General features: G+C 64.3%; 14 protein-coding genes. 6 read left to right on the top strand and 8 right to left on the bottom strand.

What is annotated here, in order from left to right; genetic code table 11:
• Nucleotides 1-23: 23 nt before the first annotated feature.
• Complete coding sequence (locus IEY28_RS14360) at nt 24-1211, top strand: threonine synthase (protein WP_188999045.1); 1188 nt, start codon at nt 24-26, stop codon at nt 1209-1211.
• A 6-nt stretch (nt 1212-1217) separates the two neighbouring features.
• Here the strand turns inward: IEY28_RS14360 and IEY28_RS14365 are convergent, their stop codons facing one another.
• Genes IEY28_RS14365 through IEY28_RS14375 form a run of 3 tightly spaced genes read right to left on the bottom strand, consistent with a single transcriptional unit; the run spans nt 1218 to nt 3344 of the window.
• A complete protein-coding gene (locus IEY28_RS14365) occupies nt 1218-1379 on the bottom strand; it encodes a hypothetical protein (protein ID WP_188999050.1) in 162 nt (53 codons plus the stop codon).
• Nucleotides 1380-1410: 31 nt separating this feature from the next.
• On the bottom strand, nt 1411-1761 hold the full coding sequence (locus IEY28_RS14370) for a hypothetical protein (protein ID WP_188999053.1): 351 nt from the start codon (nt 1759-1761) through the stop codon (nt 1411-1413).
• Nucleotides 1761-3344 carry a succinic semialdehyde dehydrogenase gene (locus IEY28_RS14375; RefSeq protein ID WP_188999058.1) on the bottom strand — a complete coding sequence of 528 codons (1584 nt, stop codon included), beginning with the start codon at nt 3342-3344 and terminating at the stop codon, nt 1761-1763. Before IEY28_RS14375 ends, IEY28_RS14370 begins: the two co-directional genes overlap by 1 nt.
• A 165-nt stretch (nt 3345-3509) precedes the next feature.
• Between IEY28_RS14375 and IEY28_RS14380 the strand changes: the two genes are divergently transcribed.
• The 4 genes from IEY28_RS14380 (at nt 3510) to IEY28_RS14395 (ending at nt 8356) form a co-directional block, all read left to right on the top strand.
• On the top strand, nt 3510-4514 hold the full coding sequence (locus IEY28_RS14380) for a deoxyhypusine synthase (protein WP_188999062.1): 1005 nt from the start codon (nt 3510-3512) through the stop codon (nt 4512-4514).
• A gap of 64 nt (nt 4515-4578) precedes the next feature.
• A complete protein-coding gene (locus IEY28_RS14385) occupies nt 4579-5082 on the top strand; it encodes a GNAT family N-acetyltransferase (protein ID WP_188999067.1) in 504 nt (167 codons plus the stop codon).
• A 299-nt stretch (nt 5083-5381) separates the two neighbouring features.
• Nucleotides 5382-6569: a redox-regulated ATPase YchF gene (locus tag IEY28_RS14390; protein ID WP_188999070.1), complete on the top strand. Its 1188-nt coding sequence runs from the start codon at nt 5382-5384 to the stop codon at nt 6567-6569.
• A 143-nt stretch (nt 6570-6712) separates the two neighbouring features.
• The gene (locus IEY28_RS14395) at nt 6713-8356 is read left to right on the top strand and encodes a methyl-accepting chemotaxis protein (protein WP_188999073.1); all 1644 of its coding nucleotides are present in this window, start codon (nt 6713-6715) and stop codon (nt 8354-8356) included.
• Nucleotides 8357-8446: 90 nt separating this feature from the next.
• Here the strand turns inward: IEY28_RS14395 and IEY28_RS14400 are convergent, their stop codons facing one another.
• From IEY28_RS14400 to IEY28_RS14410, 3 genes are all read right to left on the bottom strand, one after another.
• Nucleotides 8447-9049, bottom strand: a complete 603-nt coding sequence (locus IEY28_RS14400) for a hypothetical protein (RefSeq protein WP_188999077.1) — start codon at nt 9047-9049, stop codon at nt 8447-8449.
• On the bottom strand, nt 9049-9699 hold the full coding sequence (locus IEY28_RS14405) for a DsbA family protein (protein WP_188999080.1): 651 nt from the start codon (nt 9697-9699) through the stop codon (nt 9049-9051). Before IEY28_RS14405 ends, IEY28_RS14400 begins: the two co-directional genes overlap by 1 nt.
• Nucleotides 9700-9889: 190 nt before the next feature.
• Complete coding sequence (locus tag IEY28_RS14410) at nt 9890-10600, bottom strand: GIY-YIG domain-containing protein (RefSeq protein WP_188999083.1); 711 nt, start codon at nt 10598-10600, stop codon at nt 9890-9892.
• A gap of 83 nt (nt 10601-10683) precedes the next feature.
• Between IEY28_RS14410 and IEY28_RS14415 the strand changes: the two genes are divergently transcribed.
• The gene (locus tag IEY28_RS14415) at nt 10684-11406 is read left to right on the top strand and encodes a hypothetical protein (protein WP_188999087.1); all 723 of its coding nucleotides are present in this window, start codon (nt 10684-10686) and stop codon (nt 11404-11406) included.
• 143 nt (nt 11407-11549) lie between these two features.
• Here the strand turns inward: IEY28_RS14415 and IEY28_RS14420 are convergent, their stop codons facing one another.
• Both IEY28_RS14420 and IEY28_RS14425 read right to left on the bottom strand, forming a co-directional pair.
• Nucleotides 11550-11912 carry a hypothetical protein gene (locus IEY28_RS14420; protein ID WP_188999090.1) on the bottom strand — a complete coding sequence of 121 codons (363 nt, stop codon included), beginning with the start codon at nt 11910-11912 and terminating at the stop codon, nt 11550-11552.
• Nucleotides 11913-12222: 310 nt separating this feature from the next.
• Nucleotides 12223-12516 (bottom strand): DUF7344 domain-containing protein, encoded by a 294-nt coding sequence (locus IEY28_RS14425; RefSeq protein WP_188999093.1) that lies wholly within the window; start codon nt 12514-12516, stop codon nt 12223-12225.
• Nucleotides 12517-12561 lie beyond the last annotated feature (45 nt).

Consider the following 12561-nt stretch of genomic DNA (forward strand, 5'->3'; position numbering starts at 1 on the left):
TCCCTCACGGTCGAACAGGCGGTATGGACGTGCCGCTCTCCTGTTACGCCTGCGGGACGACGGCGGCGCTCGCGGACGGGGCCCGCTGTGACTGCGGCGAACCGTACTGGGTCCAGACCGACCCCTCGACCTTCGAGTGGCCCGACACTTCCGAGCGGTCGCTGTGGCGCTATCGTGCCCTCCTGCCGGACGTGACACCGGCCGGACTGGCCGCCGGCGCTGGCGGCACGCCGCTGGTGCGCGCGCCGCGACTGGACGACGACGTGGGCGCGACCGTCCACGTGAAGTACGAGGGGGCGAACCCGACCGGGACGTTCAAAGACCGCGGGAGCGCCGTCGGCGTCGCGGCGGGCGCAGCGGCCGGGGACGACGCCGTCGGCACCGTCTCCCACGGCAACATGGCCCGGTCGATGGCCGCCCACGCCGCCAGCGCTGGGCTCGACTGTCTGGTGTTGGTCCCGGCGGACATCCCCGTCGAACGACTGGCGCTCCTCGCTCGCTACGACCCGACGATACTCCGGGTGGAGGGCGACTACGGCCGCCTCTACCGCGAGTCACTTCGAGTCGGCTCCGAGGCCGGCGTCCGGTTCGTCAACTCGGACACGCCGCTCCGCGTGGCCGGTCAGGGGACGACGGCGCTGGAAATCGCCGAGTCGTTCGCGCCCGACGTGCCCGACGCCGTCGTACTCCCCGTCTCCAGCGGCGGTCACGCGAGCGGTGTCTGGAAGGCCTTTCGAGACCTGTCTGCCGCGGACCTCGTCGACCGAGTACCGAGACTCTACTTCGTACAGACGTCGGCCTGCGCGCCCATCGCCGAGGCGTGGGCCCGGCGCGACGACGTCGTCACGCCAGTCGAGGCAGGGGAGACGGTCGCCTACTCGATCGCCAACGCCGACCCGCCGAGCGGCAATCGGGTGCTGGCGGCCGCCAGCGAGACCGACGGAGGGGTTCTCGCCGTGGACGACGACGCCATCCTCGACGCGCGCCGAGCGCTAGCGAGCAGCGCGGGCCTGTTCGTCGAGAGCGCCTGTGCGACGGTGCTGGCGGGCGCTCGCCGGTTGCACGACCGTGGCGACCTCGTGGCAGACGACGACGTCGTACTCGTCGCCACCGGAACGGGATTCACCGAACGCGACCTAGACGCGCCCGGTGTCGACGCGGAGACGGTCCCGCTGTCGGCACTCGACGAGACTGTAGCACGCATCATCTGACCGGAGTCAGTACCAGTACGTGGCGTAGACGACGACGCCGATGCCGAGACACGCGACCGCCGCGAGGGTCGCGAACACCATCGACCACGAGGGTATCGCGAGGAGACCGGTGACGCCGAGCGAGAGCACGACCGCGAACAGAGGCAGGAACGCGTGTTCGGACTCCATCGTCGGGGGTAGACAACGAGGCGACATAGTTCTACGGTCCGTGGGCACACTCGACAATGGCCGTCGTATCACACCATCGCCGCGTCGTCGACGCCCGGATGCTCGCGGATGTACGCGACCAGCGTGTCGACGTACGCCTCGAACAGCGGACACCTGACGCCGGTTCCCGCGAGCGCTCGCCGCGTGTTCTCGTCGGGTGCGAGAGGTACGGGAGCGCTTCGGGTTCGACGCCGAGTCGGTCGGCCAGTCGCGGCAGGCGAGACAGCGCCGCGTACGAGAGTCCGACCGTACCCGGGACGGCCCGGCGGTCGCTGGCCCGTCCGAGCGCGCGTACCAGTCGGCCGACGAGTGGCGATCCCAGAAAGCCCGTGAGAAACCGCATCAGCGTCCGTCCAGTGGCGAGAGTCGTCGGAGTCGCCGGAGCGCCCGGATGCTCAGCGTCGCTCCCGCGGCGGCGACGCGGTTCGGGAGGCCCTCGACGGGTACCAGTGGATGGAGGCGCTGTGTCGTGACCGTCTGTGACTCCGTGTACTTCTGGATGCCGTGGGGGCCGTGACGCCGGCCGATGCCGGAGTCACCGACCCCGCCCATGGGGGCGTCCGTCGAGGCCCACATGCCGAGGTAGGCGTCGTTGACACAGACGGACCCGGCCTCGATACGGCGGGCGAGCGCCTCGCCGCGGTCCGTGTCCTCGGTCCAGACGCTCGCGTGGAGGCCGTAGTCGGTGTCGTTGGCGCGTGCGACCGCCTCGTCGGCGTCCGCGACCGGGGTTATCGAGACGACGGGGCCGAACGTCTCCTCGCAGGCGGCGGTGGCGTCGTCGGGCAGGTCCGTCAACACCGTGGGTTCGTAGAACAGCGGTCCGACCTCCTCGCGTCGGCGCCCGCCCGTCTCGACGGTGGCACCGCGCTCGCGGGCGTCGGCGACGTGGTCCTCGACCGTGTCGAGTTGGTGCTGGCCGATGAGCGACCCCACGTCCGGGCCGAATTTGAGCGACGCACCGAGGTCCAGCGTCTCGGTGGCGTCGACGAACCGGTCGACGAACTGGTCGTAAACGGCTTCGTGGACAAAAATTCTCTCGAAGGAGATACACAGTTGGCCCGCGTTGGCGTAGCTTCCGTGGACCGTCCCCGTGACCGCCTGCGAGAGGTCGGCGTCGTCTAGAACCACGGCGGCGTTTTTCCCGCCCAGTTCCATCGAGGCGTCGACGAGGTGTTCGCCGGCCAGCGACGCCACGGTCCGGCCCGTCTCCGTACTCCCGGTAAAGGTGACGTAGTCGACGCTCGAGATCAGCGGTTCGCCCAGGGTCGTGCCGTGACCGGTGACGACCTGCACGAGGTCCTCGGGGGCGCCGGCGTCGACGAGCAGTTCGACCGCCCGGAGCGCACAGAACGGCGTCGCTTCGGCCGGTTTCAGCACCGCGCCGTTGCCCGCCAGCAACGCCGGCAGCATGTCGGAGATGGCCAGCGTCAGGGGATAGTTCCACGGTTCGATCAGGCCGACGACCCCGACCGGGTCGTGGTGTTCGACGGCCTTCGTCAGCAGGGGGAACCCGCCGTCTCGCCGGGTCGGCGCGACGTGGTTCGGGCCCTCCCGGGCGTAGTAGTCGGCGTTGAGAACGATGTCGAGCAGTTCGACGTGGGCATCGAGTCGGGCCTTTCCGGCCTCCAACTGGACGATGTCGAGCAACTCTTCGCGGTGGTCGAGCACCTCGTCGGCGAACCGCTGGAGGACGGCCGCTCGCTCCTCGATGGGGCGCTCGCTCCAGTCGCTCTGTGCCGCCTGTGCTGTCCGGACGGCCTCTGTGACGTCCGCTGGTTGGCAGGCCGGGACGGTACCCATCTCCTCGCCGGTGAACGGACTCCGGACCGTCAGCGGGTCGCGGTCGGCGACGTGTGTGACCCCACCCTGTAACCGTGTCCGTGTTCGCTCGGGCAGCGAGGACGAAACGTTCGACGCGGGCATCGTTTCTTCGCACGGGCGGGGGGATGAATGGTCTTGTGGCGACCCACTCGTATCTTGTCGCGACGTTCGGGCGTGGGACTCGGTTCCCGTTCGACGGCCGGACCCACACCGAGACACTGGTGTGAACCACGTCGTTCAAGCCCTCGGACCGACCACAGTGGATCAATGAGCGACCACGAGGACCGAGAGACGTTCTGTCACGACCCCATCGGACACGCAGAGGCCCGCGCCGGAATGACGGTCGGCGAGTTGGCCGAGAGCTACGGTGAGGCCGGTATCGGCGCGAACGACCTCCACGAGGCCGTCGACGTCTACGCCGAGATGCTGGACGACGACGTGACCACCTTCTTCGGACTGGCCGGCGCGATGGTGCCGACGGGGATGCGTGCCGTCGTCTCCGAGTTGATTCGGGACGGCCACGTCGACGTCCTGGTGACGACGGGCGCGAACCTGACCCACGACACCATCGAGGCCATCGGCGGGAAGCACCACCACGGCGAGGTGACGCCGCCGGAGCGGACCGAGCGCGAACACGACGAGACCCTGCGCGATGAAGGCGTCGACCGCATCTACAACGTCTACCTCCCGCAGGAACACTTCGCGCTGTTCGAGAACCACCTCCGCGAGGAGGTGTTCTCCGTCCTCGAAGCCGAGGGCGCGGTGTCCATCCAGCGCATGACCGAGGAGCTGGGACGGGCCAACAGCGAGGTCAACGCCCGCGAGGACGTCGCGGAGGACGCGGGGGTGCTCGCGGCGGCCTACGAGAACGACGTCCCGGTGTACTGTCCCGCGTTCCAGGACTCCGTGCTGGGCCTGCAAGCGTGGATGTACTCCCAGACGAGCGAGTTCACGGTGGACGCGCTGGCGGACATGACCGACATCACGGACATCGCCTACGAGGCCGACAGCGCCGGCGCGATGGTCGTCGGCGGCGGCGTCCCGAAGAACTACGTCCTCCAGACGATGCTCGTCTCGCCGGACGCCTACGACTACGCCGTCCAGTTGACGATGGACCCCTCGAACACCGGCGGCCTCTCCGGGGCGACGCTGGACGAGGCCCGGTCGTGGGGCAAACTGGAGAAAGACGCCCGTAACGTGAGCGTCTACGCCGACGCGACCATCACCCTGCCGCTGGTCGTCGCCGCCGCTCGCGAACGCGCCGGGGAGTAGTCCGGCCCCCGCACAGCCCCGCCGCAGGGATAGTTCTATAGTTGTGGGCGTGACACGTTCACATATGTCGTTCCAACTGCGTATCCGACCGGCGGACGAGACCGACATCTCGTCGATTCAGCAGGTCGCTCGCGCCTCGTGGCACGCCGTCTACGACGGCATTCTGGGGCCAGACACCGTCGAGACACTGCTGACGGAGGGGTACGGCGACGACCTCCTAGAGGAGATGGTCGACCTCGACGACATCGGTCTGTTCGTCGCGACGGCGGACGGCGACGTGGTGGGCTACGCCAGTTGCGGGATGACCGACCCGGCCGGCATCGGCGACCTCGACCTCTACGTCCACCCCGACTACTGGGGCGAAGGTATCGGGAGTCGACTTCTCGACCGGGGCAAGACACACCTTCAGAGCCTCTCGGTCCGGAAGATACGCGACGAGGTACTCGTCGACAACGAGGTCGGCAACGGTTTCTACCGGAAACACTTCGACCACGTCGACCAGCGTACCGAGCGGTTCGGTGGCAAAGAACTGCCCGTCAACGTATACGAGCGGTCGTTGTGGGACTAGGGTGGGTCTGAGCGCCAGCGAAGCCCCTCGGAACGCACAGCGGTGACCACGGGGACCCGCAAGCAGTAGCGAGGGCGCGACACGCAGTGACGAGCGCAGCCCTCACACCACTCGACTGCGCCGCACGCTCGCGGCTACCGCCGCTCGCCGGTTTGCGGGCTCCGTCGCCTCGTTCGCTCCGCCGCCGTCGCTCCACGGCACACTCCGTTCCACCCGAGACGGGTCCTGTGCCTGCCACTCACACGCGCTCGCGCTCCGTTTGGCAACGTTTTAGCCGCCGATTGGCCTGCTAGTTCCCAATGAGCTACAAGATCGGACTCGTCGGCAAGCCCTCTGTCGGCAAGTCCACGTTCTTCAATGCGGCGACGATGAACGACGTCCCCGAGGGGGCGTACCCGTTTACGACCATCGACCCCTCGATGGGCGAAGCGTACGCCCGCGTCGAGTGTGCAGCCCCGGAGTTCGACCATAGCTGTACCCCCAACCACGGCTACTGTGCCGACGGCGTCCGGTTCGTCCCGACGAAACTGGTCGACGTCGCCGGCCTCGTCCCCGGTGCCCACGAGGGCAAGGGACTCGGCAACCAGTTCCTCTCGGACCTCAACGAGGCCGACGTGCTCATCCACGTCGTCGACTTCACTGGCGAGACGGACCTCGAAGGCGAACCGACCGAGGACCACGACCCCCGCGAGGACATCGACTTTCTGGAGAACGAACTGGACATGTGGTACCTCGACGTCCTAGAGAAAGGCATCGAGCGCTACCGCTCGGGCTACCACGGCGAGGACAAGGACATAGAGGCCGACCTCGCAGAGCAGATGTCGGCGTTCAAGATCAGCGAGGACGAGATCAAGCAGGTCGTCCTCTCGCTCGATATGGAACTCGACCCCGACACGTGGGACGACGAGGACCGGGAGGCGCTGGCCCGCGAGATCCGCATCCGCACCAAGCCGATGGTCATCGCGGCCAACAAGATGGACACCCCGGCGGCACAGGACAACTGGGAGACGGTCACCTCGGACCCCGAGTACGAGCACCTCACGTTCGTCCCCGTCTCGGCCCACGCCGAGAAGGCCCTGAAGAACGGCGACGAACAGGGCGTCTTGGAGTACCGGCCCGGCGACGACGACTTCGAGGTCACGGCGGACCTCCCCGAGGAGAAGGCTGCCGGCCTCGAACAGATTCGCGAGTTCGTCGACGAGTTCGACGGCACCGGCGTCCAGCAGGCACTGGAGACGGCGCTGTTCGAGGAACTCGACGCCATCGCCGTCTTCCCCGGTGCGCGAAAGCCACAGGACGACGGCACGTTCCTGCAGGACTGTTTCGTCCTGCCCGACGGGTCGACCGCCGAGGACTTCGCGTACTTCCTGCATACGGACATCGGCGAGGGGTTCCTCCACGCCCACGACGTTCGCTCGGGTCGGCAGGTCGGTGCCGACACGGAACTGGACCACCGCGACGTGGTCGAGATCACGACGACGAACTGAACGGTCGGCGGCCCGCGAGCATCAACTGTGATAATCCGGGGCCCTATTTTTTGAGACTACGGGCCGCTACCTTGGAATATGCCCGATTCGACACCTCGCTTGCAGTCGCTGCACGCCGACGCCCGTCGTACGGAGGAGGATAGATGAGTCCCGAAACGGCCGAGAGCCGTCTCGTCGGCCGACTGCTCGTCTCGGTCGGTGCCGTGCCGATGACCGCCGAACCGTACCTCCCGGGCCCGCTTCGTCGAGATTTCGGCGTCCGCCTCTTCTTGCTCGCGCTCATCTCGGTCGTCGTCGGTCCGGCTATCGCGGCGACGCTGTTTTCCGATGCGCTACCCGCTGTTGCCTTCGCCGCCGCCATCGTCCTCTGTACCGGATTCCTGGGGTACTGTGAGCTGTACCGTGCGATAATCGAGATAAACCAGAAAGCCCGAGCGGTCGACGAAGGCGAGTACGACATCGACTTCGGCGTCGACCGCGTCGACGAAATCGGCGAGACGTACGACACGCTCGAACGGACGGCCCACTCGCTGGGCGAGTCCATACGCGAAGCCGAACGCGCACAGGAGCGCGCCGAAGCGGCCCGCGAAGAGGCCGAAGACGCGACAGCGGCCGCCGAGCACGAACGAAACGAGATGGAAGCACTCTCCAGTCACCTCGAACTGAAAGCCACCCAGTACCGCGATACGCTCGCGGCCGCGGCCGACGGCGACCTGACCGCCCGCGTCGACACAGAGAGCATGAGCGACGCGATGGGCGAGGTCGGAACGGCCATCAACGAGACGCTCGACGCGCTCGAACGGGCCATCGCGCAGGGGCAGGCCATCTCGGCGCGTATCGCCGACGAGAGCGGTCTGGTCGCGAGTCAGGGCGAACAGGTCCGTAGCGAAACCGAGTCCGTCACCGCGAGCGTCGACGAAATCGCCGACGGCGCGTCGACCCAGCGAGCGCAACTCTCGGCGGCCGCCGACGAACTCAGCGACCTCTCGGCGACCACCGAAGAGATGGCCTCGTCGGTCACCGAAATCGCCGACCGGAGCGACACCGCCGCGGAACTCGGCCGGGACGCCCAACACTCCTCCTCGGAGGCCCAGAGCGCCGTCGACGCCATCCGCCATCGGTCGATGACCGCCGCGGGCGAAGTCCAGCAACTCGACGAGATAGCCGGCGACGTCGCCGAGATCCTAGACGTCATCGACAGTATCGCCGAGGAGACGAACATGCTGGCGCTGAACGCCTCTATCGAGGCCGCCCGGGCCGGCGAGGCCGGGTCCGGGTTCGCCGTCGTCGCCGACGAGATAAAGCAACTCGCGAGCGAGACGAAAGACGCGACGGCCGACGTCGAGACGCTCATCGAGACGCTCCGCTCGCAGGTCGGCGACTCCGTCGAGGCGATGGAGACGATGGAGTCCGCCGTCGACCGCGGGAGCGACACCATCTCCGAGACCATCACCACGCTCGAAGACGTCGTCGAAGCCACCGTCGACGTCAACGACAGCATTCAGGAGATAGACCGCGCGACGAACCAGCAGGCCAGCACCGCACAGGACGTGGTCGAACGCATCGACGACATCAGCGCTATCGCCGACCAGACCGCGACGGAGGCCGGCGAGGTAGCAACCACCGCCGACCAGCAGGACGCCGTCGTCGGCGAGATGGTCGACAGCGTCGACACGTTCGCGACCGACGCAGAGACCCTGCAGTTCGAACTCCAGCAGTACGACACCGACGCGACGGTCGACGTCGACCACACGAGCGTGGCGAGCGAACAGGCGACGGACGACTGATACTGGTGGCTGTAAGTTCGTAACGATATTCGCCACCCCGGGGTGGCGAAGTACTTCAGTTTGTTACAGCCACCAGTATGAGACCGCCGCTCAGATATCGACCGGGCAACCGTTTATCTCGCCGCCGCGCATCCCGTCGGCGAGCCAGTAGATGGAGAGCGTGAGGACGACGAGCGCACCGACGGCGAACTCTAGTCCGTCAAGCGGGAGAAAGAGGAGCGACGTCGAGACGCCCAACAGCGAGAGCAGTCCCAGCAGGACGGCCGACCCGCAGGCCGCACACCCGGCCCCGAGCGTCCCGAGGAGGACGCCCGCGGCGCCGGCCCCGCCCTGTCGAATCTGCAAACCGTGTTCCCGGAAGTGATAGGTCGCTATCGCTACGTCCACGCCGGTCAGCGCGGCGACGGCCACCAGCAAGACGCCCTGTGCCGGGTGGAAGAACGTGCCGACGAACGGGTACAACTCGACGAGGACCGTCAGCCGACTCGCCAGCGGCAGGGACCCGCCGACAACGAGGTCCAGCACCAGCGGGACGTTCAGCGAGACGACGAACGCCGTCAGCGAGACGACTCCCGCGAGGACGGCGACGGCGGCGTACACCGGGAGCGTCAGCACGAGTCGCGCCGTCCGACCCATCAGCCGCCAGTCGCGGCCCCGAACCGGCAACCGCCGACCGATTCGGGTCGCGCTCATCAGTTCGCCTCCCCGAGCGCTTCGGCGATGACCTCGTATCCGACGCTCCCGTTGACCTTCGTGACGAACTCGCCGTCGCGAAACAGGAGGATGACCGGGGTGGTCTCGCCGAGACCGGCGTTCTCGGCGGCCGCGATATCGGCCTGCACGGCGTCGTCGTAGGCCTCGTCTCGGGCGTCCTGTGCGACGGCGTCGCCGTCCAGCGACGTCTCGGCGTTCAGGAACGACGCCGTCCGCTCGAAGACGTTGTCGACGGTGAACTGCGAGCGCGTCGCGAAGTAGTGCTCGAACAGCGACCAGAACGCCTCGTCGTCACGGGCATAGGTCGCTTCGAGCGCCTGCGTCGCCGGCTTGCCCCACGGAAAGACGACAGGGTAGGTTCGGACGACGTACGCGCCCGTCCCCGAGTCGGCGAGGTTCGACCGGATCTTCGGCACCGTGTTCTCGTGGAACGCTGCACAGCGCTGACAGGACGGGTCCTCGAACGCCAGAACGACGTGGCCGCCCAGTTCCCCAATCCGCGGTTGCTCGCGGTAGTTCGCCGCCGCCGGGTGATCCTCGAGGGACTCCCCCGTCGCGTCGCTCCCCCCACCGCACCCCGCGAGGGCGCCGACGGCCCCCGCCATCGCCAGCAGACGTCGTCGCTTCATGCTCGCCGGAAGGGTTCGACCCGGTTTATCGTTTGTTCTCCTGTGCGCCCGCGAGGGGGAACCGTCATACCGCCGGAGTCGGTATCTCCGATGGCCGATGACGACAGTGCGTTCCGAGTCGGGGTGACTCCCCGACGGTGACGAACCCTATGAGTGCCGAGGCCGCACTATTACCGACTGAGCTTCGATATCAGACGGAGTCAGTGTCGTCGATAGCGGCGGCGATATCGTCCAGAAACGCCGGGTCGTACGCCTCGTCGACGTGGTTCACGTTCCACAGCCCGGACTCACGGATTTTCTCGCTTCGACTGTACTGGCCGAGCCAGTCGTCTGAACGGGCATCGACGGCGTCTCGCTGGTAGTTGCTGAGGAGCGCAATCGTGTTTCGTTCGATGTAAGCCCGCTGGCTATCGGCGCTCGGTTCGTCGTCGACGTTCAGCCAGAGGAACGGAAGCTCACGGAGGTAGTCGCTCACTCGTCGCTCCATTTCGAGTTCATCGAGTCGCAGTTCTCGATTCGCAGTCGAACCACTCCCCCACTGCGGATACTCGTCGTAGAGGCCGTCGCACTCTACGAACGATTCTCCAACTCGTTTTCGAAAGACGGAACCTCGATGATTTCCGCCACCTTCGTAGGTCCCGCGTTTCGCTCCTCGATGCGTTCGAAGTCGGTTCCAGAGCGACGTGCTACTTCCTTCGGAGACCGCATGAGTCCCGATACGAGTTACTCGAAGCTGGTCGCCAGATTCTCGGTATTCGTCCGGCGCGAAGAAGATGTAGACGCCCCGGTCGGGCCAGTCCATGTAACCGGTGCAGTCCTTGAGTTTCTGTTTGCCTCCGACTGTCTGCTCTAACTCGTCAAGGAGTCCATAGAGTCGGTTAATATCCTCACGTCGTTCCATCGTTTTTCCTTAACATATGCTACTCCAGTACGTCCACAAAGAGTTTCGTTCTCTGAATAGTCATTCAGAATAAGAATACACCGATGGGACTGGATGTCCTCATTATTTCACCTTGTTCCGGAACGAAGCGATTTGATGCCGTTATTGGTCCCGACGAGATAGACTCGCGGGAGCGGACAGAGTTACTGAGCGAGTATCCTGATGCAGTCGCTTCGGCGGCTGAGATGTACACGGGACGCGAACACGAGCATATCGAATCAGCTGTACAACAGCTTTCGGAGTTTGCCAATGTTGATTGGCGTATCGTCTCTGCCGGGTTTGGTGTCCTCTCTGCTGGAACAGAGATTCCGTCCTACGAATGTACATTCAGCGAGCTTGAGCAGGTTCGTCAACGGGCAGAAAGGATGAACCTCGACGTAGATACGATGACTAACAACGAGTTGGTAGCGGCTGTTAGCCGGGCGAAAAATATTCCTCAGGACCTCCGGCAAATTCTTGCCGAAGGCTACGACTCGGTCTTCGTCGCATTGGGGACGAAGTATCTGATTGCCGTTCAGGAAGCGTTAGCCTCGGTGCCGGAGGAGACTACTGCATTCGCGTTTGCGTCCAAGGGTAGCAAGAAGTTCATTGGAGATTGTTACTGGATTCCGGCGACTGAGGAAGAGCGGAGTCGCCTTGGAACAACGTGGATTGAACTGCGAGGCAGAGAACTACTTAACTTAGCCCAGAATATCGAAAACCAACAGCAACTCGGACAGATGCGAGAGAATCCTGAAGTTTCTCGACAACTGAACACTCCGAACTAATCGATATCGGGCCAGAACACAATCCCGAGCAACGGTTTTAACTAAGCGGTCTGAGGTCGCACGAACAGGTCATAAGTAGAGGCTCCGTCTACAAGCCACTGAGACCGACTTTTTGATGTTCTTTGGAAAACAATTGCAGGTGGCTAGCCTTTCTCAGTACAGTTGGTCGTGTTAATCCGGTACTCGGCAAGGGTTTGGTTTTCAGGATTGTTAGCCCGTAGTGTGACGCTTCCATTCTCAAGCTGATCGGTGGGTATCGAGATTACGTGGGTTCCCTTCGGCACGGGTTGATTCGTATTCATTGCCTGGCTGCCCACCGTCAACTCCACCGTGTTCACGGTCTGATTGGCCTCGTAGGAAACCTCCAACGCACCATTATTCTCAACGACTTGCGTGATCTCGATGACCGAACTGGACGTGACCTCCTCAAACGAAACGTTACACCGCTCGTCTGTCGGTGTTCCAGTGCCGGCCATACATCCGGCAAGGAGGATCAGGAGGGCCAATATTGGGACAGCTCGCTTCATCAAATTCGAATCCACGTTGGACTACTGTGGTTCTTTTGTTAATTGGTCGTCGAATCCTTCTTGCGGCAGCTGAACAGACATACGTCTACTTGTTCGTTCATACCATCGAACCAGCTATACACCACTTCAGTGGCACGCAATCTTCAGCGACCGAATATTTTACTCGATACTGTATCTGAAGGATGGGATTTCAACAGAGCCTTGGACTCCTGTTCGAGGGTGTCATAGAACGGTTGGCATACCCAACTGACGAATCGTTCGATACAGGACAAGGAGAACAGTGGTCGAATTACAACCAGTCAGCGGGGAGTTCATCTTCGTGGTTATCCAGTAGTTCGAGCAGTGGCCTGATTTCGTCGAATTTCGGCCCCTTGATTACTTCGTGCGTGTCTTGGTTCCACTCAATAAACCCGTAGTCGGCCAACTTCGGCAAGTGAACGTGATGCATCGACACGAGACGGTCGACGGCATCAGATTCGCTTTCAGAGTCAGCGATAACGACTGGCGCGTCATCTTGTGGATTATGCTCTAACAACGCAACCAACAGTTTCCGTCGCTGAAAATCAGCCAACGCATCCATCATATCATCGGATGAGATTGACCCCACTACATTCTTCACACTCCTACA

Origin of the sequence: Haloarcula pellucida, assembly GCF_014647235.1 — an archaeon.
Lineage (GTDB): Archaea > Halobacteriota > Halobacteria > Halobacteriales > Haloarculaceae > Haloarcula > Haloarcula pellucida.